The organism is Kribbella sp. NPDC043289, assembly GCF_056436705.1.
In genome coordinates this window covers 1,133,000-1,157,351 of sequence record NZ_JBWKCB010000002.1, presented here as the reverse complement: position 1 = coordinate 1,157,351, position 24,352 = coordinate 1,133,000, and the positions used below count along the sequence as shown (strand labels likewise).

The window sequence follows — 24,352 nt, the reverse complement described above, 5'->3', positions numbered from 1 at the left end:
CGGAGGCACTGGCGATCGCGGTCGGGTGCCTCGCGCTGTCCTGCCGAGAGGAATCCCATGAATGCCGTGATCGAGCGATTACGCCGTACCACCGACACTGTCGTCGGCGCTGACGACCTGCGTGAGCGGCTGGAGTCCGGCCGCCCGCTGCGGATCAAGTACGGCGTCGACTGCACCGCGCCCGACCTGCATCTCGGGCATGCGGTCAACCTGTGGATGATGCGCCAACTGCAGGACGCCGGGCACCGCGTGGTGTTCCTGCTCGGCGATCTCACCACCCGCGTCGGCGACCCGACCGGCCGTTCCGAGACCCGGCCGGTGCTCACCCCCGAGCAGATCGAGGCGAACGCGGCGTCGTTCCTCGAACAGGTCTCGCTGGTCCTGCGTACCGACCCCGAGGTCTTCGAGGTACGACGCAACTCCGAGTGGTACGACGCGATGCCGGTCGAGGAGCTGTTGAGTCTGTTCGCCCAGGTCACGCAGGCACAGTTGATGAGCCGGGACATGTTCCGCGAACGGGTCGCGGCCGGGCGTGAGATCGCCGTCCACGAACTCGTGTACCCGGTGCTGCAGGGCTACGACAGCTTCGCGATGCGCAGCGACCTGACGATCGTGGGGTCGGACCAACTGTTCAACGAGCAGCTCGGGCGACACTTCCAGCAGCGACTCGGTGCGCCGCCGCAGGTGGTGATGACGACCACGATCACGCCCGGGATCGATGGCCGGGCGAAGCAGTCGAAGTCGCTGAACAACTACATCGGGCTGACGGACAGTCCGCGGGACAAGTTCGGGAAGCTGATGAGCATTCCGGACTCACTGGTCGAGCCGTACGCGCGGGTCTACACCGAACTCCCGCTGGACGACGTGGCCGCGCTCGGCGACTCCGCGTCGACCGGTGGTCCGGCGGCGCGCGACGCGAAGCTCCGGCTGGCCGCCGCGGTCGTGACCCGGTACCACGGCGCGGGCGTCGCGAAGACCGAGCTCGACGCGTTCCGGCACACGTTCTCGCAGCGTGCCGAACCGGCCGACATGCCCGCGATCGTCCTCACCACCGAGGTCGCGACCGCCTTCGACCTGCTCCGCGCGGCCCGCCCGAACGACAGCAACTCGGACCTCCGCCGACTACTCCGCCAGGGCGCCGTCACCATCAACGGCGTACGCACCAACGACCCGACCACACCCATCGACCTAACAACCCCCGCCGTCCTCAAATCAGGCCCCCGAACCTGGCACCGCGTCACGCGACACTAAGCAGGTGAACACCAAGACGGTCGAGGCCCTGATCAGCGTCGGCGCCCGGTACGTCGGCCGGGCGCCGACGTTCGAGGTCGAGCCCGGCTGGTGGTCGGAGGTAGAGGCAGTCACCCACCACCTCGACGACCTGCTCGGAGTTCCGACCGTGGTACTTCGGCTTGTGCACGCCGACGATGCCGTCCGGGGGCGCGGTGGACACGTCGTCTATCACGTGCAGGCGCTGGCCGAACCGCGGTCCGGCGTACTGGACGCGACGGCGTCACCCGAATGGGACTCGGTCGTCGCGCCCGATCCGCTGCGGGCAGCCTGGGCCGAGGTCGACGGACCGAGCCGGCTGATCGATTGGGCCCGGAGCGTGATCGGCCCACTCGACGCCACCCAGGTGAAGACGTGGAACCTGTCCTGCCTGATCCGCTTCCCAGGCGCGTGGGCGAAGGCGACCAGCACGTTCTGCAGCCTCGACGCCGACATCATCGAGAACGTCCAGCGGTACGACGAGACGCTGGCGCCAACCGTCCTCGCGACCTCCCGGGAGAACGGCTGGTCGCTGCTCGCCCACGCGACCGGGACCGACTGCTGGGATCCAGATCTACCGACCATCGAGCGCGTGGTGAGCCGCTGGGTCGCGGTTCAGGCGGCACTCGCTGCGGAGCCTGACCGCCCCACCGCACCCCGAGACCTGGTCGAAGAGCTCACCGCGCTGATCCCGCAGGCCGCCTTGTCTGACGACGAGGTCAACGGCCTCCGGCGACTGACCGCCCGGCTTCCGGCGATCGTCGGCGAGCTCGACTCCGCGGGGCTACCGACCACGCTGGTGCACGGCGACTTCCATCCCGGGAACTGGCGGTCGGACGGGACCCAGGAAGTGATCGTCGACTGGGCGGACACAGTCATCGGTCATCCGGGGCTCGACATCAAGCGACTGAGAGACTTCCTGCCACCGGAGAAGCGCGACCATGCTGCCCAGGTCTGGTCAGCGGCTTGGCGGGGTGAGGTCCCGGGGTGTGATCCGCTGCGGGTGCTGCCGGCGATGAGCCTGCTCGGGCCCCTGACGTACGCGCTGACCTACCAGCGGTTCCTCGACAACATCGAGCCCAGCGAACGGATCTACCACCAGGACGATCCGGGCCTCTGCCTTCGCGAGGCCCTCCGCGCGGACTCCCGATATGACAAGGTGACCGGGTGACGATCCTGATTACGGGCGCCAGCGGCAACGCCGGCGGCGCGGTGGCCCAATCCCTCGCAGCACAAGGCATTTCGGCCCGCGCACTGATCCGTTCGACGATCGACCTGCCCGCCGGGGTTGAGGCGGTGTACGGCGATCTGAATCGGCCGGACAGCTTTGTCGATGGGTTGGCCGGTGTCAGCGGGATCTTTCTGCTGAGTGGTTACGACCGGCTTGATGAGCTGCTTGCGAACGCGGTTCGTGCGGGTGTCCGGAAGGTTGTGGTGTTGTCGAGCAGTTCGCTCGACAGCGACGTGACGAACGCGATCGCGGCGTACCACCACGCGACCGAGGAGGCCGTCCGGGCGGCCGGTCTTGAGTGGACCTTCCTGCGGCCGAACTCGTTCATGTCGAACACGCTGCGGTGGCTCGACCAGCTCGAGGCCGGCGACGAGGTGCGGGTGCAGTTCCCCGACGTACCGATCTCGACGATCCATCCGCTCGACATCGGCGACGTCGCGGCCCGCGCACTGCAGGGCGAGCACGACGGTGAGGTACTGCGGCTCACCGGCCCGGTCGCGCTGACGCCGGTCGAGCAGGTGGCAATCGTCGGCGCGGGGATCGGGCGCGCGCTGACGGCGTACCCGATGAGCCGGCAGGAGACGCACGACGAGCTGTTCGCAGCGATGCCTGAGCCGTACGCCCAGGCGATCGATGGCTTCTTCGGCGACGGAACCGTCGACGAGACGACCGTCAACAACACCGTCGAGCAGGTCACCGGCCACCCGGCCCGGACCCTCGAGCAGTGGGTCCGGGAGAACGCGGCCCGCTTCGCCTAACCGAGCGCGGCTTGATACTCGGCGCCGGTGCAGACCGCGCCGAGGCGGGGGAAGACGTAGGAGACGGCGAAGTCGTGGGCGTGTTCGTCCAGGCCGGTCATCGCGTCGGTGACGAAGAACGTCTCGTAGCCGAGGTCGGAGGCTTCGCGGCCGGTCGACTCGACGCCGAAGTTGGTGGCGATGCCGGTCAGGACGACGTTCGCGATGCCGCGGGCCTGGAGCTCGGCGTCGAGCGGTGAGCGCCCGAAGGCACCCACCGCCCGCTTCACGATCTCCAGGTCCCTCGGCTGCGGAGCGGCCTCGGGTGCGAAGCTGCTCCCCTCCGGCTGTACTTCGACGCCGGGCCGCTCGACCCGGACGGTCACGACGAGTCCGCCGGCCGACCTTGTCGCCGCGGCCAGCGCGACGGACTGTTCGAGCACCTCCGGCCCCTTCAACGGAGCGGTGTCCAACGCGACGATCCGCGGCATCAGGTCGATCAGCACGAGAGCGGTACGACGGGGATCCAAAGGGTTCACGTCGCGAGCTTAAGATCCAGCACGTCGACGCCGACCAGGTAGCCGGTTGCGGCCGGGTTCTTGCCGGTAACGGTCACGCTGTACTGGTGCGTACCCGCGGCCAGCTGGGCGGACCCGAGGTCGACCGCCTGCGTGCCGACCCCCGAGGCCTGGTACCCGTCGAAGCTCACCGGCGGGTTCCCGTCGATCTGCACCTGGACCGTCCCGTAGTCGGCCGCCTTCGTCAGGATCGTTGACAGGTCGTAAGCCCCGGCCGTCGGGACCGTGAAGCTGAGCACCGTCTTGTCGCCCGCCTTCGTGCCGTGGATCCACGCCTGTGCACCACCCGACCAACTGACACCGCAGCAGTTACCCTGCGGATCGACCGCGACGGTCGACGACACCGGGGGCAGCATCGCCTCGCCTTCGACTCGCAGCGTGCTGCCGCTGGTGCCCTGCGCCGCCGCCGACTTCGGTCCCACATGACCGGCGAGGTCCACGGCCGCGACCCGATACGTCCAGGTCTCGTGCAGTCCCAGACCGCGATGCAGGAAGCCGGGCAGCGGCGTGGTGCCGAGCAGCTTCTCCGCTCCCCCTGCCTTGGTCCCGTACACCTGGTACGCCGCGATTCCGCTGTCGTCGCTGGTGTCGTTCCAGGTCACGTTGATCGCGTTGTCGATCCGCGCCGTAGCGGTCAGGCCATCGACCGCGCCCGGCGCCCGCTTGTCGTCGTACGGGGTCACGAGCGTCTGGACGACGTACGCCGACGCGGTCCAGGCGGGTCCGGTCGGGCGGAGCTCGATGTCGACGCGGTTCCGACCGAAGGTGGTTGCGGCGGGCAACTGATAGTTGTCGTCGAGCCAGCGTTGGTGGGTGTTGCCGAGCGGCTGCAGCCAGGTGCCGGCGTCCTTGCCGTTGACTATCACCTGAGCGGACTGACCCGCCGTGTTCTGATCACTGGTCCGGCGCAACGTCACGCCGCGGTTCGCCGGGTCGATCTTCACGCTGAACCGGATCGGCTGCGTGCTGGAACGGACCTGGTCGGTGAGCGTGATGTCGTCGTGATCGCCCTCGTACACCGCGCTCAGATCGGCCTGGCTCCCGTTGTCGGCGTACCCGTGCTGCTCGCGGCTGGTGGCCGAGCCGGTGTCGATGCGGTCGGTCTCGCGGGCGCCGAACTTCGCCGCGGTGTAGAGGAAGGCTGTCGAGCCGTAGATCGCCGGGTGGTCGTCCTGCTGGCCGTGCTCGATCCCGAAGTCGAGCTGGTTCTCGAACGCGACCGAGTCGGTGATGTGCAGTCTCCAGGCCCCGTCGCACTCGTTGGTGCAGAACCCGGCGCGTACCTCGTGCGCGGAGTTCCCGTGGAACGGGGTGGAGTAGGTGCCGGCGTTGAAGTACCAGCCGGACTCGTAGTAGTCCTCGGTGCCGGTGCCGTGGATCGCCGGGGTCCGTTCGCCGTCGACCGAGACCCGCTCGTCACCCTCGAGGTACCCGCGAGTGTTGCCGTCGGCAAGCAGTCCCTCCATGGTCTGCGAGACGCCGACGAACTTGCCGCGGCCGGCGACGTCCGCGAACGTCCAGTCGCTGCCCTGCGTGGTCTCCCCGCGCTTCGAGATCGCGGTGAAGTAGCCGATCTTGCCGGTCGCCAGCTCGGCCGCCTTGCTCGCGTCCCGCGCCGACGTCACCTCCGCCTGACCCTTCAGCGGGTACGTCGTGGTGTTGACCAGCGTGACCGTGGCGCGGGCGACGTACGGCATCGGCCACCAGGACGAGTACCAGCCGTCGGGGTCCATCGCGAAGAAGAGCGAGTGGACCGGGTTCTCGCCGAGGCCGGAGCCGAAGAACTCGCCGAGTGGGGCGTCGACGCGCTTCTGACCGTCGATCGTCACCTGGACGCGGACTCCGGCCAGCAACGAGTCGGAGGGCTTGACGCGCGCGGCGTCCGCGGCGGTGGCGGCGTACGCCATCGCGTGTTCGCCGCTCCAGTTCTGCTTGGTGATCGCATAGCCGTGAGCCTGCTCGTCGGCGACGTGGTTCGGGCCGACGTCGAGGGTGTCGGTGCGCTTCACCTGGCCGCCGACCGTCGAGTCGGCCGTGTACAGGAACTCGTTGAAGTCCAGGTCGGACGAGACGAACTGGTTGGTGATCGTGATCTGCGACTTGCCCGCGGTCAGCGCGGCCGGGAGGTCGACCGACTGGTCGGACCACTGCGCGCCCTCCGCCTTCAATGGCGCCCACTCACCAGCCGGAGCGCCGTCGACGAGGATCTTCGCGCGTTGGTTGCCGATCCGCAGATCCATCCGTCGGGTCAGCCTCACGCCGGTGTTCGCCGGATCGATCTTCAGGGTGAAGGTACTGCCGCCGAGGAACGCGCGGCCGTCGTCGGCGAAGTTCTTCAGGTCCAGACCGACGATGTCCGGGAGCTTCAGCCGGAGCGCACTCAGCTCACCGGGGCCGTTGGCGTTCGCGAGCGTGACCTGCTTGCCGGGGGCAAGGTTCAGCGGGGTCTTCGTCGTGGTGCTGTTCGGCTGCGCGGGCTTCGGGTCCTTGGTGCCCGCGGCGTTCAGCATCGCCAGGACGTCCTCGGCCTTGTCGGTCGGGTCGAACGTCCGGACACCGTTCGCATCCGGGAACTGGCGGTAGTCGACGTGGTAGAAGAGCGGGTTCGCCTGCGTGGTGATCCGCATCGAGGAGTGGTACGGCATCGGGACGCGGATGTAGACGCCACCGCTGGTCTGTACGCCGTTCGCGACCAGCGGGTAACTGAACGGCGCACCGAGTTTGCCGTTGACGATGTCCTGCAACGATCCCTTCAGCACCTGTTTGCCGTCGAGTTCGACGGTGATCGTGCCGGTCTTCGTCACGTTGCCCTCGTCCCGGGTGAACCAGATCGAGGCGACCTCCCCCGGTCCCGAGTCCTCGGCGATCACGCAGCCCGCGTCCGTCGTACGGAGGCAGGAGTAGGTGCCGTCGAAGCCGTCGTTGTTGGTCCCGTCGCGGCCGAAGCTGGAGAACTGCTTCGTCCGTACGCCGGTCTGCAGTTCGGGGAGGCGATCGAGGTGGCGGTAGACGTCCCAGCCGACCGGGCCGTTGTCGCTACCGGGTGGGGCCGCTGCGGCGTTGTTGACGGGGAGAGCGAGGAGCGCGCAGGCAGCAAGAGCGATGACACGACGGAGCATTGGGCGGCCTTTCCTCCGTGGCGGGAAATCGATTTCTGAGATGTCTACCATCGATGCACCGGGCTTGAGAAGAGGTCGCGGCCGGTCAGTTACTGTCCAGGACTTGGCACCCGCTGGACCACGCCCGTGCTTTTGGCAGCAGACTGGACCCTGCACACAACTTGAGACCGCGGGAGAGATTCGATGAGTTCTGCCAAAGCCCAGATCGGCGTCACCGGACTGGCGGTGATGGGCCGCAACCTCGCCCGGAACCTCGCGCGCAACGGGTTCAGCGTCGCCCTGCACAACCGCTCCCAGGCGCGCACCGACGCGCTGGTCGCGGAGTTCGGCTCCGAGGGTGAGTTCGTCCCGTCGACGGACCTGGCCGGCTTCGTCGAGTCGCTGGAGCTGCCGCGCCGGGTCATCATCATGGTCAAGGCCGGCGCCCCGACCGACGCCGTCATCGACGAACTGGTACCGCTGCTCGACAAGGGCGACATCGTCGTCGACGCCGGCAACGCGCACTTCCTGGACACCCGTCGCCGCGAGGCCGCGCTGAAGGAGCAGGGCCTGCACTTCGTCGGCTCGGGCGTGTCCGGTGGCGAGGAGGGCGCGCTGAACGGCCCGAGCATCATGCCGGGCGGCTCGCCGGAGTCGTACGCCGCGCTGGAGCCGATGCTGACCAAGATCTCCGCGCACGTGAACGGCGAGCCCTGCTGCGTGCACGTCGGTCCGGACGGCGCGGGGCACTTCGTGAAGATGCTCCACAACGGCATCGAGTACGCCGACATGCAGCTGATCGCCGAGGCCTACGACCTGCTCCGGCACGTGCTCGGCCTGTCCCCGGCCGAACTCGCCGACGTGTTCCGCGACTGGAACACCGGCGACCTCGAGTCGTTCCTGATCGAGATCACCGCCGAGGTGCTCAGCCAGACCGACCCGACCACGGGCGGCCCGTTCGTGGACATCGTCCTGGACCAGGCAGAGCAGAAGGGCACCGGCCGCTGGACCGTGCAGTCCGCGCTCGACCTTGGCATTCCGGTCAGCGGCATGGCGGAAGCCGTGTTCGCACGGTCCCTGTCGGGTGACGTCGTACGGCGGGAGGCGGCGGCCGGCGTACTGCCCGGACCGGGTGACGTGAAGGCCGATGTCGACCGAGCGGCGTTCATCGACGACGTACGGCACGCGCTGTACTCGTCGAAGCTGGTCGCGTACGCGCAGGGCTTCGACGCGATCCGGGCCGCGAGCGAGGAGTACGACTGGGACATCGACCTCGGCGCGATGGCGACGATCTGGCGTGGCGGCTGCATCATCCGGGCCCGCTTCCTGGACCGCATCAAGGAGGCGTACGACCGGAACCCGGACCTGCCGTCACTGCTCGTGGACGACTACTTCCGGGACGCTGTCGCCAGCGGCCAGGAGGCGTGGCGCCGCGTCGTGGCGACCGCGGCGACCGTCGGCGTACCCGCTCCTGGGTTCTCAGCCGCGCTGTCGTACTACGACGGGCTGCGGGCGGAGCGGCTGCCGGCCGCGCTGATCCAGGGGCTGCGCGACCTGTTCGGTGCGCACACCTACAAGCGGGTCGACCGTGAGGGCAGCTTCCACCTCGAGTGGTCCGGCGACCGCTCGGAGAGCACCCAGTAGACCGCGACCGCCGCGACACAGAGGAAACCTGCCGCTCCGAGGCTGGCCACGTTGAACCCGTGGACGGCATCGGAGTGGGCGGCTACCGTCCCGGCGACCGTGCTGAGGAGCGCGGTACCGAGCGATGCTCCGATCTGCTGCGATGTCATCACCATGGCGCCGGCCACCGCACTGTCGGGGCCGGCGCCGAGGGTGGCAGTGCTGTTGGCGGTCACCAGAACCCATCCGGTGCCCAGGCCAACCAGCAGGAACACGGGCATGACGTGCAGCCAGTAACTGCTGTCTTCCTTGAGCAACCCGAGCAGTGCGAGCCCTGCGGCGATGGTGAGCAGTCCGGGACAGATGAGCGAGCGCACTGCCGCTTTGGCGAGTAGCCGGCTCACCGCTCGCACTCCGACCATCAGACCCACCGTCAGTGGCAAGAAGGCCAGACCGGCCTTCACTGGTGAGTAGTGCTGGATGGTCTGCAGGTAGAACGTCAGGAAGAACAGCGCGGCGAACATTCCGACCGCCAGGCTGAAGACAGCCAGATAGGAACCACCTCGCCGGCGATCGGCGACAACCCGCAGTGGCAAGAGTGGGGACTTCACCCGCGCCTGCACGGCCAGGAAGGCCGCAATCAACACCACTCCGGCCGCGAGAGTCGCGTACGTCGCCGGTGCGCTCCAACCGTCGGACTCCGCGCGAGCGAACCCGAACACCACGGCCATGAGGCCTACGGTCGCCAGCAGTGCACCTACTAGGTCGACCTTGACTCCGCTGACCGGTGGGACTGGCCGTACGGCGTACAGGACTCCTCCCGCCGCGAGTGCGGCAATCGGCAGGTTGACGTACATGCACCACCGCCAGTCCAGGTACTCCGTGAGCACGCCGCCCGCCAGCACGCCCAGGCCGGATGCACTGCCCATCACAGCGCCATAGATCCCGAACGCCTTGCCACGCTCCGCCGATAGCGGGAACGAGGAGGCGAGGGTCGCCAGTACCGCTGGAGTCAGCAGCGCGCCGAAGACGCCCTGCAGTCCGCGTCCGGTGAGGAACATCGCCGGACCGTTCGCAGCCCCGCCGAGCGCTGAGGCCAGTGCGAAACCTGTCAGGCCGATCAGGAGCGCACGACGGCGCCCGATCAGGTCGCTGATCCGTCCACCGAGCAGCAGAAGTCCGCCGTACCCGAGCGCGAACAGCGTGATCACCCACTGCCGGGTCGGGTCCGACATGCCGAGATCCTGCTGCACCGAGGGCAGCGCGATATTCACGATGGTCAGGTCGATCCCCACCATCAACTGCGCCGTGGCCACCGCCCCCAACGCCCACCACCGCCGCGAGTCCACCGCGGTCGGCGCTTCAACGGCCATCAGAACATCCCGTTCGAGTTGGCGGCTGCTGCCGGCACCGGCTGCATGACATCCCAGTGCTCGACGATCCTGCCGTCCATATCGAGGCGGAAGATGTCGACGATCGCCGTCCCCGGCTGGCCGGGCACGCGGACGCCGTACACATGGGCGATCACGTGGTCGCCGTCGGCGAACAGCCGCTTGACCTCGGCTTTCAGGTCCGGGAAGTCGCGGCGGAGGGTCGCGAGGAAGTCTTCGATCCCGTCCGCGATCCGCGGGTTGTGCTGGACATAGGAGTCGCCGATCAGCTTGACCGCGGCCTGGAAGTCCTTCTGGTTGAGGGCGCTCTCGTAGAAGTCCAGGACGGTTCGTTTGTTGCGTTCGCTCATGATCATCCTTAAGTGAACAGCTGTAGTGCTACGACTGTAGGGCAACGGCCGTTGCAATACAATCGGCCCCATGGATGCTGGAACGACGCGGAGCCGGAACCGTCGCGGCCAAGGTGAGCTGCTGCGACGCGAGATCATCGACGCAGCGTTGCGGATGCTGAACGAACTCGGTGACGACGAGGCCCTCTCCCTGCGCGCCGTCGCCCGCGAGGTCGGCATCGCCGCGACCTCGGTCTACATCCACTTCACCGACCGCGACGAACTCGTCTTCACCGCACTCGAACAGAGCACGACCGACCTGCTACACGACCTCGAGCAGGCCGAGGCGAACGCCGGCGACAACCCGGTACGGCGACTACGCGCGCGGCTACTGTTCCTCGGCAGGTGGGTTCGCGACTACGCCGGCCTCTACAAGGTGCTGCACGAGAGCACGCTGAACCGGCGCATGCACCTGGTCTTCAAGGAGGAACTGTCGGTCCGCGCGACGGCCGCCGTACAGGCGTGCATGGACGCCGGCCTCGCACCGGCCGACGACGCGGCCGCGGTGGCACTCGATCTCCGCTCCGCGGTCCACGGCGCTGTCTCGATCCGGATCAACGAGCCGGAGGCTGACCTACCGCCGCTGGAGGACCAGATCGATCGCTTCCTGGGCAAGCTGGTTGGCGTGCGAATCGAACATGTGTTCTAATGGTCGCACTGCGCCAGTTCCGAAGGAGATCGCCGCAACGATGACTGTAGACACTCTGGCAGTAGAGACGCCGTCCGACCTCACCGACACTCCCGACGCGGTGAACCTGTCGACGGCCGCCCCCGACGCCACCACCGACACCCCGGCTGCCGACGAGGCAGCCACGCCGGCTCCGGCCGAGCCCGCCAAGCCGAAGAAGGCGCCGGCGAAGAAGGCCGCCGGCAAGAAGACGAAGACGATCGAGCTCACGCTGACGGTGACCGGTACGGCCGACGGCGAGTGGAAGGCCGAGCTCAAGCAGGGCACCACCTACCTCGCCCGCGACCTGGCCGTCGCCGCGGCCGCCGTGTCCCGCGCCGCCAAGGAGCTGCACGAGGACCTGTCGACCCCGATCGACGAGGTCATCGAAGAGGCCCGCTCCCAGCAGGCCGCCAAGGTCGCCGCCCTCGAGGCCGAACTCGAAGCCGCCCGCAAGGCCCTCGCCGACCTCGACTGAGCCTCCCCCGGCCCGCCCCTGCCCACTTCTCCCGACACCCTCAGGCTCCCGTGGTCGGTCACCTTCCCTGATCAACCACGGGGACAACACAGAACCCGTCCGCACCCGTGAGGTGGCTGCGGACGGGTTCTGCATCTCCCGCCCCACCAAGCCGCGAGCGCCAGCGCCACCTCGGCCGCCGCCGGCACCGCGAGCGCGGTGCTGAGCCACACCTCTCGCGCCGCCCCGACACCAGTGCGCGCCACGTCTACCCGCACCTCCCGCACCATCCCAGCGCCACCGCGGAACATCAGCGCCCAGCCCCACCTCCCACGCCTCCCGCACCTCACGCGCCTACCGCGCCGTCCCAGCCGACCGGGAGCGTCAGCGCCCAGCGCCACCTCCCGCGCCACGGCGTCTAGCCACCTCCCGCGCCACGGCGTCTAGCCACCTCCCGCGCCACCGCGTCTCGCCACACCTCCCGCGCGACGCTCGGCAGGTCGGTGAGCTAGTGGGCGGTGGCATGGTCTTGGGGTTGAGACAGGCACTGGGGACTGGGGACCTGTTATTACCTGTCCGCAGTCCCCGCTTCCCCTCCCCACACTCCACGCCTGCACCACCCGCGCCGTCCCAGCCCACCGCGGAGCGTCAGCGCCCAGCGCCACCTCCCGCGCCACCGCGTCTAGCCACCTCCCGCGCGACGCTCGGCAGGTCGGTGAGCTACTGGACGGTGGCATGACTCGTGGGTTGAGACAGGTACTGGGGACTGGGGACCTGTTATTACCTGTCCGCAGTCCCCGCTTCCCCTCCCCACACTCCGCGTCTGCACCACCCCGGCACCACGCCTGCACCACCCCGGCACCACCGCCAGCGCCACAACCCGCCAAACCTCCGGCGCGAAGTTCGGCGGGTCGTGAGCCCGTCGGGCGCGAGCGTCGGGACGACTCGTGGGTTCAGACAGGCACTGGGGACCGGAGACCTGGTATTACCTGTCCGCACTCCCCGTTTCCTGTCCGCGGTCCCCGTTTCCTGTCCGCAGTCTCCGTTTCCTGTCCGCGGTCTCCGTTTCCTGTCCGCGGTCCCCGTTTGCTGTCCCCAGACCCGCTGCTGGACGAGGCCCGCCGTACCCTGCTGGTGAACCCATTGCCGCTAGCAACGAACTAGTGGCCGGCCACCTGGCTGGTTGGTGCGGGTGGGTGGTCCTCGGCCGAGGAGCTCAGGGCGCTCGTGACCGTGATGACGAGGACCGTTGTGGTGGCGAGGACGCCGATCAGGGTCCAGCGGGCTGCGGTGTTGCTCATGTCCTCATCGTGGCGTGAGCGCCGGCGGCGTGGAACAGCTACGCGCCGGTTTCAGGGCCCGCTCCGGGGCCGGCTCAGGTGGAGTCCTGACCACTGTCCTGAGTACTGGCCGAGCGCTGTCACCCGGCCGAACGGGGAATGAACCGGATGTGACTGAAACGGCACGCCGAAAGTCTGGGCGGGTGTGCGGGGTTGGCCTTACCGTGGGTGACCTGGGCCGGTCCGAGGGCCCTGGCCGCTCCGGGGTGAGAAGGGGTCAGATGAGCACTTTCCAGGACTTGGGTTCGCTGCTGCTGGTGCGCGGCGCCGACGAGATCGACCACGCGGGCGGGAGTCTGTACGTCCATCTGCACCGGGTCGCGAAGCGGCTCGGTTCGCTCGGCGCCGGCGACACGCTGGTGTTGGCCGGGCTCGCGCACGCGGCGTACGGGACCGACGGGTTCCCGACCCACCTGTTCGACTGGCAGACCGAACGCCCGGTTCTGGAGTCGGTGATCGGCACCGACGCCGAGGCGATCGTGTACCGGTACGGCGCCTGCGACCGGGAGACCACCTGGCGCGACCTCGCCGAGCACCACACGGTCACCGACCGCTTCACCGGCACGTCGGAAGAACTCGGGACCGAGACGCTGCGGGACTTCGTCGACCTGACGATCGTCAACGAGCTCGACGTCCTCGATCATGACCCGAAGCGCGCGCTCAAGCTCCGCCCGTATCTGCAGGAACAGATCCCGCGCTGGCAGTCCCTCACCTCCCCGGGTGTGCTGTCCGAGGCCCAACGCATCCTCGGGTTGTAGCAGCCGGGCACACTAGGTGCCGTGAAACGGTTCCTGTGGCGGGGGTTCCTGGGACTCCTCGGGCTCTGGCTCGTCGTCACCGCTGCGTCGTTCGGCTACAACCTCGCCACCAACGGGACCGCCGCGCCGCCACCCGGACTGAAGTTCGTCGGGGCCGGCGACATCAACACCCGCTACGACTCCTGGGGTACGTCGGGAACGCCCGTCGTACTTGTCCACGGCGCAGCGGAGTCCGTCGACACGTGGTCGCGTTTGGTCCCGCTGCTCGCGAAGAACCATCGCGTCTATGCCTACGACATCACCGGATACGGATACTCCGAGCGCAAGGCGCCGTACACGATCGAGCATCTCGCGGGGCAGTTGCTCGGGTTCCTGGACGCGATGCATCTGGGTGGCCCGGGGCAGCCGAAACCGATCCTGGTGGGGCACTCACTGGGCGCGGGCGTGGCGGCCGAGGCGACGTTGGAGGCTCCGGACCGCGTCGGCGGGATCATGTTCCTCGACGGTGACGGGCTGCCGCTGCCGGGCGGTCGGCCGGGGCCGCCGCGCTGGCTGATCGTCCCGCCGTACCGGACGTCGCTGTTCCGGCTGGTGCTGGATCAGGGCTGGCTGCTGAAGAAGATCTACAACAGCGTGTGCGCCCCGAACTGCCCGGCGATGGACGTCGACGAGTGGACGCGCCCGTTCCGGCAGCCCGGTGCCGAGAAGGCGATCTGGCAGATGACCGCCAACGGCATCCCGGCGGTCGCTCCCGATCGGCTCGCCAAGCTGCGCGAGCTGCCGGTCCCGAAGTCGGTGGTGTTCGGCGCGCTCGACACCGACGGTGGCAACGCGACCGAGACCGCGCACCGCATCGGTGCGCCCGCGCCGACGCTGATCCCGAACGCGAACCACCTGACGCCGATCTCCAGCCCGGCCGAGGTTGCGGCCGCCATCGACGCACTTCGCTGAGCGCAGATTCCTGGAAATCGTCGCACCCGCGAGTGATGATCGATGCATGGTCCGTTACGAAGTGGTTGCGCGCGCGAAGACCGAACGACGGCTGTCCAACTCCGACTACATCGACCTCGCCCTGCAGTCCTGGTCGCTCGACAAGGGCATGCGGCTGCAGCGGATCGAGGATCTGCCGGACGGGTCGATCGCGGTCGTCCTGCAGCAGAAGCTGTCGCCGCGTAAGCACGACGCGGCCTGCGCGATGGCGAACCGCAGCCTCGCCCAGCTCGGGATCCCGGCCGCCCAGGTGCAGCAGATCGACCTGCTCCGGATGACCCGCAAGGGCGGCCGCGCACTGGTCCGCTCCTGGGTCGGCCCCGGCGACGGCCCGGGTGGCATGGCCGGGGATCGCGAGCCGCGCCGGCCGAAGCCGACGCCGCCGCACTTGCAGGCCTACCTCAAGGAGTGAAGACCTCGAAGCGCGCGGCGTACTTCGTGCCCAGCAGGGTGCCCGCCGGACGCGACGTGCCCTCGAGGAACTCCTCCGCGTCGAAATCCGGCCAGCCGAGCCCGTCGATGTAGGCCTTGTGTGCCTTCAGCGACTGGACGCCGAGCTCGAATGTGTCGGTGGTGTCGACGCCGTGCCGCGAGTTCGGCGAGCCGGCCGCCCACACCTGCCGGACGCCGCTCCACTTCTCCCCCGCGTCCGGGAAGATCCACCGGTTCGCGGCGTCCCGGACCGCGTCGAGCGTGGCTCGGCCGGTGTTGATGTGGTCGGCCTGGTTCAGCAGTACGTCGCCGTCCCAGCTGTCCCGGAAGTTGTTCGTGATCACGATCTCGGGCTGGTGCCGCCGGATCGCCGCGGTGATGACGCGACGCAGCGGTACGCCGTACTCGATGGTGCCGTCGGGCTGGCCGAGGAACTCGACCGCCGAGACGCCGACGATCCGGGAGGACTCGATCTGCTCGGCCTCACGCAATGGTCCGCACTCAGCCGGGTCGACCCCGTCGATCCCTGCCTCGCCGGACGTCAGCAGGCAGTAGACGACCTGTTTGCCCTGGCCCGTCCAGCGCGCGATCGCCGCCGCCCCGCCGAACTCCAGGTCGTCCGGGTGCGCGACCACCGCCAGCGCCGTCTGCCAGTCCTCGACCACCGGTTCCAGCCGGTCCACAGTGCTCATGCTCGCAGGCTAACGCCCGAACACCTGCGCGGTGTAGGCGTTCTCGAAGGTCCGCTGCGGATCCAGCCGGTCGCGAACGGCAACGAAGTCGTCGAAATGCGGGTACCGGGTGCGCAGGTCGCTCGCGGTCAGCGTGTGCAGCTTGCCCCAGTGCGGACGCCCGTCGTAGTCGGCGACGATGCTCTCGAAGGCCCGGAAGTACGCGTCGTGCGGCAGCCGGTGGTACTGATGGATCGCGATGTACGCCGTCTCGCGCCCGGACGCCGTGGACAGCCAGATGTCGTCCGCCGCGGCCACTCGAACCTCGATCGGGAACGGGATTCGAGACCCGGAAGTGTCGATCCAGTCCCGCAACCGGCCGAGCACCTCGACCACGTGCTCCCGCGGTACGGCGTACTCCGACTCGCGGAAGACCACGTTCCGCTCGGAACAGAACACCTTGTACGACGCGTCGACGTACTCGCGCGCGGAGAGCGCCCGCGAGGCGAGCCGGTTGATCCGCGGCACCATCGCCGGCCGGCGGACCGAGAGCCGGTTCGTCAGCTCGAAGACCTTGTTGGACAGCAGTTCGTCGTCGACCCACCCACGGACCCGTCCGACCGGCGCCGCATCGACGTCGGCGCCGACCCGGTTGTTCCGCTTGGTCAGCGCGATGTCGGTGTGCGGGAACCAGTAGAACTCGAAGTGATCGTTGCCATCGGCAAACTCATCGAACCCGTCCAGTACGTCGGCCAACGGCAACGGCATCTCCTGGGCTTGCAGGAGGAACCCCGGCACACACTGCAGGGTAAGCGAACTGATCACGCCGAGCGCCCCGACCGACACCCGGGCCGCGGCGAAGACGTCCGGGTTCTCGTCCGCGGAGCAGTGCAGCACCGAGCCGTCCGCGGTCACGAGATCGAGCGCGACGACCTGCGTGGCGAGACCGCCGAGCTTCGCGCCGGTCCCGTGCGTTCCGGTAGAGATCGCGCCGGAGATGGTCTGTTTGTCGATGTCGCCGAGATTTGCCATCGCGAGATCGAACGCTGCGAGGCCCGCGTTCAGCTTGCGCAGCCCGGTGCCCGCGCCGAGCGTGACGAGGCCGGATTCCTTGTCTGCGTTGACGATCGAGGACAGTCCGTCCAGCCGGATCATCACCTGCTGCGGCACCGAGCAGCCCGTGAACGAGTGCCCGGACCCGACCGCTTTGAGCTTCTTGCCCTGGTCGGCGGCGGACTTGACCGCGGCCGCCAGCTCGTCGGTCGAGCCCGGTCGCAGGGTCTCGATGCCGGTCGCCGACTCGGTGCCGGCCCAGTTCCGCCAGCTGCTCATCCGAAGTTCTTCCCTTCACCCCGGTAGGTCATGAGCTCGGCCACCTCGTCACCGTCGATCGCGTGGACAACATCGAACCGCTCCAGCATCTCCCCTGCTTTCGCGTAACGCATCCACACTCTGTCTCCAAGACGTAGCCGTTCGGCCGATTGTCCTTGGACCGGAGTCTGCACCTCACCGGCGCCTTCGGTCCCGAGCAGCTTCAGACCGGATGGCCAGGCAGGCAACGGCAACCGCGACTTCTTCGCCGGTCCGGACGCCACGTAGCCACCACCGAACAGTGTGGCGATCCGCGGCGCGGGACGCCGTACGACGTCGAGGGTGTAGGCCATCGCGGGCTCGGGCTGGAAGACGTCGTACTTGTCGAAGAGGGTCGGGCCGTAGAGACCGGAGCCGGCGGTGACCTCGGTGACGACCGGATCGGCACTGCTGATCTCGAGGCTGCCCGTCCCGCCACTGTTCACGATCCGGAGCGGCGCGACCTGCTTGACGGCATCGACGACCGCGCCGCGGCGGTCGGCGAGTTCGGCGGCCGAGCGGCGCTTCACCCAGCGGACCGCCGGTGAGGTGTCGGGCAGACCGGCGATCTGCGCCTCGTAGAACATCACCCCGGTCAGCTCGAATGCGTCGTCTGCGGCGACCGTCCGGGCCAGCACGGCCACGTCGGACGGGGTCCGCAGCGGCGAGCGACGGACGCCGAGGTGCTGGCCGAAGACGCGCAGCGACGCGTCGACGTCGAGGCAGACCTGGATCCGGGCCTCGCCGGTGGTGGCGGCCCGGATGTAGGCCAGGTGCTCGGGCGAGTCGATCATCAGCGTGATCCGGGTCGCCGCATCGGGATCCTCGGAGAGTTCGCGCAGCGCCGACCGGTGCGTGGTCGGGTAACCGAGCAGGATGTCGTCGACGCCGTTGCGCGCCAGCCACAGCGCCTCGGGCAGCGCGTAGCTCATGACGCCGTGGAACCCGGGCCGCTCGAGCGCGGCGGCGATCAGTCCACGGCAGCGGACCGACTTGGAGGCGATCCGGATCGGCGTCCCCGCGGCGCGGCGGACCAGGTCGTCCGCGTTCCGCCGGAACGCGTCGAGGTCGATCACCGCGAACGGCGCGTCCAGGTGCGTGGTGCTGCGGGCATACCGGTCGAAGTCACCCATAACCGGAGTCTAGGTCACGAAATACTGAAAGGTAATACAACTTCTGTCCCGACTTTCCACTCCGGGCCGGGCACCCGGGTGCGGGACCAGGGGGTCTCACGGACGCGAGCCCGGTGCCGCCCGGGCGAGGGTTGAGTCCTCAGCCCACCCCGAAAGGCCAGTCATGAACCTCAGCCGCCGCACCCTCCTCCGGACCACCGGCGCCGCAGCCCTGACCGCCGCGGTCGTCCCGGCCGTCACCGGCGGCGCCGCTGCCACTCCCAACCTCTCCTTCAGCCCGGTCCGGCAGATCGATGCAGGCGTCCTCAACATCGGGTACGTCGAACTCGGGCCGACGCACGGCACCCCGGTCCTCCTCCTGCACGGCTTCCCCTACGACATCCACAGCTTCGAGCGGGTCGCCCCGCTGCTCGCCCAGCGTGAGTACCGCGTCATCACGCCGTACTTCCGCGGGCACGGCAGCACCACGTTCCGCTCGGCGTCCACCCCGCGCAATGTCGACCAGGCTGCCTTCGCGCTCGACACGCTCGCGCTGATGGATGCTCTCGGCATCGACCGGGCGGTGCTGGCCGGCTACGACTGGGGCTCGCGGACCGCCGACATCATCGCGGCGCTGTGGCCGGAGCGGGTCAAGGCACTGGTTTCGGTGACCGGCTACCTGATCACCAACCTGGAGGCGAACAACATGCCGCTGCCGCCCGCGGCCGAGAACGCCTGGTGGTACCAGTACTACTTCGCCACCGAGCGCGGCGTGCAGGGCCTGCACCAGTACAAGAAGGAGATCGGCGAGTTCATCTGGAAGTTCAACTCGCCGACGTGGAAGTACAGCGCGGCGACGTACGACCGGACCGCCGCGGCGTTCGACAACCCGGACTACGAGGCGATCGTGATCGGCAACTACCGCTGGCGCCAGAGCCTGATCCCGGCCGAGCCGGAGTACGCCGAACTGGAGGCGAAACTGCAGAACGCCCCGAAGATCGGCGTACCGACGATCACCATCGACGGCAAGTACGACCCGTTCACGCCGGACGGCAACGGGAGCTCGTACCGCGTGCACTTCACCGGCCGCTACCAGCACCGGACCTTCGCCGTGGGGCACAACGTGCCGCAGGAGGCGCCCCGGGAGTTCGCGCAGGCGGTCATCGACGCCGACCGGCTCTAGTCGATCACGGCCTCCAGCTCTGGTACGACGCTCCGCGCCCAGTCGGCCTGCTGCTCGGGGCTGGCGGACGTGGCGGCGAGCAGAGCGACCGTCGATCCGTGCAGGACAGACAGGTCGACGTACGACTCCGCACCGGCGTACGAACGAACAGCTGCCGCTGCTGACTCGTTCGACCAGAGCTGCTTGACAGACAGGTCGCCACCCGAGCCGCACGACTTCATACGCGCCCCATAGCCCTCGTAGTAGCGCTTCGCCTGGTCAGCGTTGCTGAAGCGGAGGAGCAGCGCGGTGGCGGGCAGCGCGTCGGCGTTGCGGTAGCTGCCGGTCAGCGCGTACGCCGGAACTGGCAGCGAGCCCGCAACGGGTTCAGCGGCGCAGCCGGACGGTAGCGCTTCATAGGACGCCTGATGCGCATCGCGGCGACGGGTCCAAGTGTTGTTGCCGATGAAGCCGGCCTCAGCGCCACCTGGGTCGGTGTAGGTCTTCCAGCCGTTCCCCAGCTTCTCCGGTGCGGGCAGGTTGCTTGCTGACAGCGGTCCGGCGTTGGCAGGCGGCGGTGCGGTCGCTTGCTCGGGCACCTCCGGTGGGACGGCGGCATCTGTCGGTTCAGTGGTGTTGAGCGTGTTCGTCGGCACTGGGACCGTTCCACCAACCACACTGGGGATCGGCGTGGGAGTCGGTGTGGTCTGCTGGGCCTCCGAGTTGGAGCTGCAACCGACCAGCGCCGCAGCCAACAAGACCGCACCTACTAGGGCTTTCACTTCGGCTCGAAGTGCTGGTAGTCGGGCTTGGCCCAGCCGGCACCCCAGAAGTAGCCCTGGCCGATCAGTGACTTCGTGGTGGTGCTGCTCGCGAACAGCATGCCGGGGCGGGACACCGACCGGTTGCGGTACGCCAGCCCGTTCGACGGGTACCAGACACCGTTCGCGGCCAGGTACGGGTTCTCCACGGTGTTGATGTCGATCGCCCACCCGTAGGAGTGCGGCGACAACGAGTACGGGTCGCCGGTGACGCGGCGGCAGTTGAACATGGAGGTGTTGTCGGCCGCCATCGACCTGACGTCGTTGCCGCCGTACACGTCCACCCGGCGCATCTGCCGGATCGGGAACTTGGCCGCGAACGACGATGTCCAGACCGTGATCATCTTCGCGACCGCCGCGTCCCGGAGGATCAGCTCACCGCGGTGCACGCGGCCATCGAAGCCCCAATAGTTCAGCTGCAGCAGCCGCAGTGAAGAGGGCTTCACCGGACAGCCGGCCCGGTACGTGTTCGGCACCATCGCGGCCGAGACGGCGTACACCTTCGGGTTCATGGCCGCCTTGACGACGATCGTCGCCAGGCCGGAGTACTCCATCGCGGTCTGGCTGACGTTCCGGGTGACCACCCGGACGGTGCGGGTGGACGGCAGGTCGTCCGGGACCCGCAGCCGGAAATTGCCCTTGGCATCCATGGTGGCGACGTTCAGCAGCCGCCACTTGCCGCTCCCGAGATAGTCCTGCAGCGCGAGCTCCTTGCCCGGCTCGGCCGGCACCATCTTCCCGGTGACCGACACCCCGGTCAGCGTCGCGTACCAGGCCGCCGGGGTGTTGATTACGATCTTCCGGTCCTGGATCGGCACGGTCCGGTAGTCCGAGATCGCGAGTGCCGTCTCGGCCTTGACGCCGATCATCGTCCGGAACGCCCACGACCCGGTGTACGCCGAGGTCCAGCTGAACCGGTAGACGCCGCCGGCCGTGGTCCGCGTGGAGGCCCGCAGTACCCAGGCGCCGGGGACGCGTTGCCACAAGGTGATGTAGGACCCGGTGATCGCCTGGCTGATCTTTCCGGTGAAGACCGTTGGCCTGTCCTCCCAGGAGGCGGCCGGCTGGTCCAGCGTGATCGACCAAGTCGCCGCCACGGCCGGAGTGGGCGTGGTCTTCGGCTCCGGCGAGGGCGTCGGGGTAGGCGTTGACGCCGGTGGCGGCGTTGGTGTTGGAGTTGGTGTCGGTGTCTCGGCAGGAGCCGATGACACGCTCGGCGTCGGAGTCTCGTCCGCGTACGCGGCACCGACCGATCCGAGACTCAACAGAACCGCAACCGCAACCGCCACGCCAGCAAAGCGCCGCATCCGCCCACCCTCCCTGAACATCACTTACCCCTTTAAGAGGCAGTGACAACAGGAAGACGTCACACCACAGCGGAAAGTTCTTTCACTCCTGCAGTCGCTTCACCGCGGCGTCGATGCGTTCGTCGGTCCCAGTCAAGGCCACCCGGACGTTCCGTTCCCCGGCTGCCCCGTAGAACGCGCCAGGCGCGACCAGGATGCCCCGGTCCGCCAGAGCGCCGACAGAGCCGTACGCGTCGTACGCCGGGTTCGAGGCCCACAGATACAGCCCGCCGTTGGACAGGGTGATCTCCCAGCCCGCATCGGTCAGCGCATCCCGCAGTACCGCACGGCGACGCAGGTAGCGGGCACGCTGCTCCTCGACGTGCGCGTCGTCGGCGAACGCGGCCGCCATCGCGGCCTGGATCGGCGACGGCACCATCAGACCAGCGTGCTTCCGTACGGCGAGCAGCTCGGCCACGACCGTCGCGTCGCCGGCGACGAAGCCACCGCGGTACCCAGCCAGATTGGAGCGCTTGGACAGCGAATGCACCGCGAGCAGGTTGTCGAAGCTGCCGCCGCACACATCGGGGTGCAGCACCGACACCGGCTTCTCGTCCCAGCCGAACTCGGTGTAGCACTCGTCGCTGACCAGCAGTACGTCGTTCGCGCGCGCCCACTCGACCGCACGCCGCAGATCGGCCGCCGGGGTGATCTCACCAGACGGGTTGCGCGGCGAGTTCAGGTACGCGACCCGGACCGGACCGTCGTACGCCGTGGGGTCCGCGACCGGCACGCTGGTGGCCCGCGCGAGCGCCGCGCCGGCCTCGTACGTCGGGTAGGCCAGGTCCGGGATCAGGACCGTGTCATCGGCGCCGATGCCGAGCAGCGTCGGGAGCATCATGATCAGCTCCTTGGTGCCGATCACGGGCAGCACGTTGCGCTTCGGGTCCACCCCGGTCACGTCGAGACGGCGGGCCATCCAGTCCACGGCCGCCTGCCGCGCCGCCGACGTACCGAGCGTCGTCGGGTACGCCGGGGCGTCCGCCGCGTCGGCCAGCGCCTGCTTGACCAGCTCGGGCACCGGGTCCACCGGGCTGCCGACCGAGAGGTCGACGATGCCGTCGGGATGGGCGGCCGCCTTCTGCGTGTAGGGGGCGAGCTTGTCCCACGGGAAATCGGGCAACCGGCTGGAGGTCTCGAAGATCACCCGCCTATTCTCCCCCGTCCCCCGCCGCGCCCGCCGCCGACCGCCCGCTCCGCGAGAAACCGACTAGTCTTTCGAGCCTCGATCAGAGGGGGTCGGATGACGTACGACGTGGCGGTGGTGGGGGCCGGAGCGATGGGGTCGGCGGCTGCGCGGGCGCTGGCGGCCGCGGGGCGGGAGGTCGTCGTACTGGAGCAGTTCACGCTCGGGCACGAGCGTGGCGGGTCGCACGGGGCGACCCGGCTGTTCCGGCCGGCGGCGGACGACGCCGAGATCGCGGCGCTGACCGAGCGGGCCCGCCCGTTGTGGCGGGAGCTGGAGGCCGAGTCGGGCGAGACTCTGCTCGAGGAGACCGGTGGGATCGACCACGGCATGGACGACACCGCGGTGGAGGCGTTCCGGTCGTTGCACGCGGCAAACGGCTCGGTGTTGACCGCGGCGGAGGCTGCCGAGCGCTGGCCCGGCTTCCGCTTCGAGACACCTGTGCTCTACCAGCCGCGGTCAGGTCGTCTGTACGCCGACAGGACAGTCCACGCGCTGCAGGTCCTGGCTGCTCGCCGGGGTGTCGATTTCCGCGTGCAGTCGCCAGTGCGAGCGCTGCGGACCCACAACGGTTTCGTGGAGCTCGACGTACCAGGTGGTGCGGTGCGGGCGCAGCACGTGGTGGTGACGGCTGGACCGTGGTCTCCGAAGCTGCTGGGCGGTCTGGTGCCGCTGCCGCCGTTCACCGTGACACAGGAGCAGCCCCGGTTCTTCGCGCCGGTGTCCGCCGAGCTGGAGTGGCCCAGCTTCGTCCACTCGGGTCCAAACGCCTACGGCCTGTTCGAGCCCGGCTCCGGCGTCAAAGTCGGCCTGCACGCCTCTGGACCGGAAGTCGACCCCGACACCCGCGACTTCCGCACCGAGCCACAGCGGGACGCGGAGCTACTGCGATACGTCGAGCAGTGGTACCCCGGACTCGACACCGACCGCTCCACGGCGATCAGCTGCCTCTACGACAACACGCCGACGTCCAACTTCGTCATCGACCGCGCCGGACCGATCACGGTCGCGGCCGGGTTCTCCGGCCAGGGCTTCAAGTTCGTACCGCTGGTGGGTGCGTTGGTCCGCGACCTGGTCACCGGCGGCGCCGACGCACCGGCCCGGTTCCGGTTCCAGAGATAACGGATCTCAGAGGTAGAGACCGGTCTGGCCGTCCTCCAGACGGCCGGCCGCGACCGCGTGCAGGTCCCGCTCGCGCAGCAGGATGTAGTCGTCGCCGCGCACCTCCACCTCGGCGCGGTCCTCCGGGTCGAACAGCACCCGGTCGCCGACCTCCACGGTCCGCACGTTCGCACCGACCGCGACCACCTTGGCCCAGGCGAGCCGGCGGCCCATCTGCGCGGTGGCCGGGATCAGGATGCCCGCCGACGACTTGCGCTCGCCCTCCTGCTCGAGGGAGACCAGGACGCGGTCGTGCAGCATCCGGATCGGCAGTTTGTCGTCGTCGAGCCGCTTGCGAGACGTCACCGGCGACCCACCAGCCGGCGGATCACCAGCAGGACGCCGACCACGCCGACGACGGCGCCGGCAACCGCGACGATCTTCTGGGTGCGCAGCTGACCCTGCTCGTCGAAGACCTGGGACTTGGCCTGCTCGACCTGCCGCAGGGCCACGTTCTTCGGGTTCGCCCGGTCGACCAGCTCGTCCACGGTCGAGGCCAACCGCACCCGGGTGGCGGCGATGTCCGCCTCGATCTGCTCGGCGGTCCTAGCTTTCGTGTCCGACACCTGTCGGCGCTCCCTTC

24 protein-coding genes are annotated in these 24,352 nt (G+C 68.8%); 11 read left to right on the top strand and 13 right to left on the bottom strand.

Translation table 11 applies throughout. The features are described from left to right. Nucleotides 1–57 precede the first annotated feature (57 nt). From tyrS to AC0662_RS17305, 3 genes are read left to right on the top strand one after another with little or no spacing between them, the layout of a single operon-like run. On the top strand, nt 58–1,251 hold the full coding sequence (gene tyrS, locus AC0662_RS17315) for a tyrosine--tRNA ligase (RefSeq protein ID WP_478301650.1): 1,194 nt from the start codon (nt 58–60) through the stop codon (nt 1,249–1,251). Nucleotides 1,252–1,255: 4 nt separating this feature from the next. Next, complete coding sequence (locus AC0662_RS17310; RefSeq protein WP_478301648.1) at nt 1,256–2,440, top strand: aminoglycoside phosphotransferase family protein; 1,185 nt, start codon at nt 1,256–1,258, stop codon at nt 2,438–2,440. Then, nucleotides 2,437–3,258: an NmrA family NAD(P)-binding protein gene (locus tag AC0662_RS17305; RefSeq protein WP_478301647.1), complete on the top strand. Its 822-nt coding sequence runs from the start codon at nt 2,437–2,439 to the stop codon at nt 3,256–3,258. Before AC0662_RS17310 ends, AC0662_RS17305 begins: the two co-directional genes overlap by 4 nt. On the opposite strand, the gene AC0662_RS17300 is transcribed toward AC0662_RS17305, so the two are convergent. Together AC0662_RS17300 and AC0662_RS17295 are read right to left on the bottom strand one after the other, a co-directional pair. Next, nucleotides 3,255–3,776 carry an isochorismatase family protein gene (locus AC0662_RS17300; protein ID WP_478301645.1) on the bottom strand — a complete coding sequence of 174 codons (522 nt, stop codon included), beginning with the start codon at nt 3,774–3,776 and terminating at the stop codon, nt 3,255–3,257. The genes AC0662_RS17305 and AC0662_RS17300 overlap by 4 nt on opposite strands. Then, nucleotides 3,773–6,934: a DUF2961 domain-containing protein gene (locus AC0662_RS17295; RefSeq protein ID WP_478301643.1), complete on the bottom strand. Its 3,162-nt coding sequence runs from the start codon at nt 6,932–6,934 to the stop codon at nt 3,773–3,775. The genes AC0662_RS17300 and AC0662_RS17295 overlap by 4 nt, the downstream gene beginning before the upstream one ends. Before the next feature lie 183 nt (nt 6,935–7,117). Between AC0662_RS17295 and gndA the strand changes: the two genes are divergently transcribed. Beyond that, the gene (gndA, locus tag AC0662_RS17290; RefSeq protein WP_452195152.1) at nt 7,118–8,557 is read left to right on the top strand and encodes an NADP-dependent phosphogluconate dehydrogenase; all 1,440 of its coding nucleotides are present in this window, start codon (nt 7,118–7,120) and stop codon (nt 8,555–8,557) included. On the opposite strand, the gene AC0662_RS17285 is transcribed toward gndA, so the two are convergent. Both AC0662_RS17285 and AC0662_RS17280 read right to left on the bottom strand, forming a co-directional pair. After that, nucleotides 8,485–9,909, bottom strand: a complete 1,425-nt coding sequence (locus AC0662_RS17285; RefSeq protein WP_478301641.1) for an MFS transporter — start codon at nt 9,907–9,909, stop codon at nt 8,485–8,487. The two genes, gndA and AC0662_RS17285, sit on opposite strands and share 73 nt — an antisense overlap. After that, a complete protein-coding gene (locus tag AC0662_RS17280; protein WP_478301639.1) occupies nt 9,909–10,277 on the bottom strand; it encodes a nuclear transport factor 2 family protein in 369 nt (122 codons plus the stop codon). Before AC0662_RS17280 ends, AC0662_RS17285 begins: the two co-directional genes overlap by 1 nt. 70 nt (nt 10,278–10,347) lie before the next feature. Here AC0662_RS17280 and AC0662_RS17275 point away from each other — a divergent pair, with 70 nt between their 5' ends. Together AC0662_RS17275 and AC0662_RS17270 are read left to right on the top strand one after the other, a co-directional pair. After that, the gene (locus AC0662_RS17275; protein ID WP_478301637.1) at nt 10,348–10,965 is read left to right on the top strand and encodes a TetR/AcrR family transcriptional regulator; all 618 of its coding nucleotides are present in this window, start codon (nt 10,348–10,350) and stop codon (nt 10,963–10,965) included. 40 nt (nt 10,966–11,005) lie between these two features. Next, a complete protein-coding gene (locus AC0662_RS17270) occupies nt 11,006–11,461 on the top strand; it encodes a DUF6319 family protein (protein ID WP_452195145.1) in 456 nt (151 codons plus the stop codon). A gap of 1,139 nt (nt 11,462–12,600) precedes the next feature. Here AC0662_RS17270 and AC0662_RS17265 read toward each other — a convergent pair. After that, a complete protein-coding gene (locus tag AC0662_RS17265) occupies nt 12,601–12,741 on the bottom strand; it encodes a hypothetical protein (RefSeq protein ID WP_452195143.1) in 141 nt (46 codons plus the stop codon). A gap of 260 nt (nt 12,742–13,001) precedes the next feature. Here AC0662_RS17265 and AC0662_RS17260 point away from each other — a divergent pair, with 260 nt between their 5' ends. Genes AC0662_RS17260 through AC0662_RS17250 form a run of 3 tightly spaced genes read left to right on the top strand, consistent with a single transcriptional unit; the run spans nt 13,002 to nt 14,940 of the window. Further along, the gene (locus AC0662_RS17260; protein WP_452195141.1) at nt 13,002–13,538 is read left to right on the top strand and encodes a DUF6817 domain-containing protein; all 537 of its coding nucleotides are present in this window, start codon (nt 13,002–13,004) and stop codon (nt 13,536–13,538) included. Between the two features lie 21 nt (nt 13,539–13,559). Next, entirely contained in the window at nt 13,560–14,489 is a 930-nt protein-coding gene (locus AC0662_RS17255) for an alpha/beta fold hydrolase (RefSeq protein WP_478301634.1), read from the top strand. A 46-nt stretch (nt 14,490–14,535) separates the two neighbouring features. Next, nucleotides 14,536–14,940 (top strand): hypothetical protein, encoded by a 405-nt coding sequence (locus AC0662_RS17250; RefSeq protein ID WP_478301632.1) that lies wholly within the window; start codon nt 14,536–14,538, stop codon nt 14,938–14,940. On the opposite strand, the gene AC0662_RS17245 is transcribed toward AC0662_RS17250, so the two are convergent. Genes AC0662_RS17245 through AC0662_RS17235 form a run of 3 tightly spaced genes read right to left on the bottom strand, consistent with a single transcriptional unit; the run spans nt 14,930 to nt 18,114 of the window. Then, on the bottom strand, nt 14,930–15,652 hold the full coding sequence (locus AC0662_RS17245) for a PIG-L deacetylase family protein (protein ID WP_452195135.1): 723 nt from the start codon (nt 15,650–15,652) through the stop codon (nt 14,930–14,932). The two genes, AC0662_RS17250 and AC0662_RS17245, sit on opposite strands and share 11 nt — an antisense overlap. A 9-nt stretch (nt 15,653–15,661) precedes the next feature. After that, nucleotides 15,662–16,963, bottom strand: coding sequence for a D-arabinono-1,4-lactone oxidase (locus AC0662_RS17240; RefSeq protein WP_478301630.1), 1,302 nt, complete (start codon nt 16,961–16,963; stop codon nt 15,662–15,664). Further along, on the bottom strand, nt 16,960–18,114 hold the full coding sequence (locus AC0662_RS17235) for an amino acid deaminase/aldolase (protein WP_478301628.1): 1,155 nt from the start codon (nt 18,112–18,114) through the stop codon (nt 16,960–16,962). The genes AC0662_RS17240 and AC0662_RS17235 overlap by 4 nt, the downstream gene beginning before the upstream one ends. A gap of 163 nt (nt 18,115–18,277) precedes the next feature. On the opposite strand from AC0662_RS17235, the gene AC0662_RS17230 reads away from it, so the two are divergent. After that, entirely contained in the window at nt 18,278–19,276 is a 999-nt protein-coding gene (locus tag AC0662_RS17230; RefSeq protein WP_478301626.1) for an alpha/beta fold hydrolase, read from the top strand. On the opposite strand, the gene AC0662_RS17225 is transcribed toward AC0662_RS17230, so the two are convergent. From AC0662_RS17225 to dapC, 3 genes are all read right to left on the bottom strand, one after another. Then, nucleotides 19,273–19,911 (bottom strand): hypothetical protein, encoded by a 639-nt coding sequence (locus AC0662_RS17225; RefSeq protein ID WP_478301624.1) that lies wholly within the window; start codon nt 19,909–19,911, stop codon nt 19,273–19,275. The two genes, AC0662_RS17230 and AC0662_RS17225, sit on opposite strands and share 4 nt — an antisense overlap. Before the next feature lie 122 nt (nt 19,912–20,033). Next, nucleotides 20,034–21,173 carry a M15 family metallopeptidase gene (locus tag AC0662_RS17220; protein ID WP_452195125.1) on the bottom strand — a complete coding sequence of 380 codons (1,140 nt, stop codon included), beginning with the start codon at nt 21,171–21,173 and terminating at the stop codon, nt 20,034–20,036. 292 nt (nt 21,174–21,465) lie between these two features. Continuing rightward, complete coding sequence (gene dapC, locus AC0662_RS17215) at nt 21,466–22,566, bottom strand: succinyldiaminopimelate transaminase (protein WP_452195604.1); 1,101 nt, start codon at nt 22,564–22,566, stop codon at nt 21,466–21,468. Between the two features lie 99 nt (nt 22,567–22,665). On the opposite strand from dapC, the gene AC0662_RS17210 reads away from it, so the two are divergent. Continuing rightward, nucleotides 22,666–23,730 carry an FAD-dependent oxidoreductase gene (locus AC0662_RS17210; RefSeq protein WP_452195123.1) on the top strand — a complete coding sequence of 355 codons (1,065 nt, stop codon included), beginning with the start codon at nt 22,666–22,668 and terminating at the stop codon, nt 23,728–23,730. Between the two features lie 6 nt (nt 23,731–23,736). Here AC0662_RS17210 and AC0662_RS17205 read toward each other — a convergent pair whose 3' ends face one another. Both AC0662_RS17205 and AC0662_RS17200 read right to left on the bottom strand, forming a co-directional pair. Continuing rightward, complete coding sequence (locus AC0662_RS17205) at nt 23,737–24,075, bottom strand: GroES family chaperonin (protein ID WP_452195121.1); 339 nt, start codon at nt 24,073–24,075, stop codon at nt 23,737–23,739. Continuing rightward, nucleotides 24,072–24,335 carry a DUF3618 domain-containing protein gene (locus tag AC0662_RS17200; RefSeq protein WP_452195119.1) on the bottom strand — a complete coding sequence of 88 codons (264 nt, stop codon included), beginning with the start codon at nt 24,333–24,335 and terminating at the stop codon, nt 24,072–24,074. Before AC0662_RS17200 ends, AC0662_RS17205 begins: the two co-directional genes overlap by 4 nt. Nucleotides 24,336–24,352: the final 17 nt, after the last annotated feature.

Coding starts and splice junctions, on each gene's coding strand:
- tyrS (WP_478301650.1), top strand. CDS start 58: ATGAATGCCGTGATCGAGCGATTACGCCGTACCACCGACACTGTCGTC.
- AC0662_RS17295 (WP_478301643.1), bottom strand. CDS start 6,934: ATGCTCCGTCGTGTCATCGCTCTTGCTGCCTGCGCGCTCCTCGCTCTC.
- gndA (WP_452195152.1), top strand. CDS start 7,118: ATGAGTTCTGCCAAAGCCCAGATCGGCGTCACCGGACTGGCGGTGATG.
- AC0662_RS17285 (WP_478301641.1), bottom strand. CDS start 9,909: ATGGCCGTTGAAGCGCCGACCGCGGTGGACTCGCGGCGGTGGTGGGCG.
- AC0662_RS17280 (WP_478301639.1), bottom strand. CDS start 10,277: ATGAGCGAACGCAACAAACGAACCGTCCTGGACTTCTACGAGAGCGCC.
- AC0662_RS17275 (WP_478301637.1), top strand. CDS start 10,348: ATGGATGCTGGAACGACGCGGAGCCGGAACCGTCGCGGCCAAGGTGAG.
- AC0662_RS17270 (WP_452195145.1), top strand. CDS start 11,006: ATGACTGTAGACACTCTGGCAGTAGAGACGCCGTCCGACCTCACCGAC.
- AC0662_RS17265 (WP_452195143.1), bottom strand. CDS start 12,741: ATGAGCAACACCGCAGCCCGCTGGACCCTGATCGGCGTCCTCGCCACC.
- AC0662_RS17260 (WP_452195141.1), top strand. CDS start 13,002: ATGAGCACTTTCCAGGACTTGGGTTCGCTGCTGCTGGTGCGCGGCGCC.
- AC0662_RS17250 (WP_478301632.1), top strand. CDS start 14,536: ATGGTCCGTTACGAAGTGGTTGCGCGCGCGAAGACCGAACGACGGCTG.
- AC0662_RS17245 (WP_452195135.1), bottom strand. CDS start 15,652: ATGAGCACTGTGGACCGGCTGGAACCGGTGGTCGAGGACTGGCAGACG.
- AC0662_RS17240 (WP_478301630.1), bottom strand. CDS start 16,963: ATGAGCAGCTGGCGGAACTGGGCCGGCACCGAGTCGGCGACCGGCATC.
- AC0662_RS17235 (WP_478301628.1), bottom strand. CDS start 18,114: ATGGGTGACTTCGACCGGTATGCCCGCAGCACCACGCACCTGGACGCG.
- AC0662_RS17230 (WP_478301626.1), top strand. CDS start 18,278: ATGAACCTCAGCCGCCGCACCCTCCTCCGGACCACCGGCGCCGCAGCC.
- AC0662_RS17210 (WP_452195123.1), top strand. CDS start 22,666: ATGACGTACGACGTGGCGGTGGTGGGGGCCGGAGCGATGGGGTCGGCG.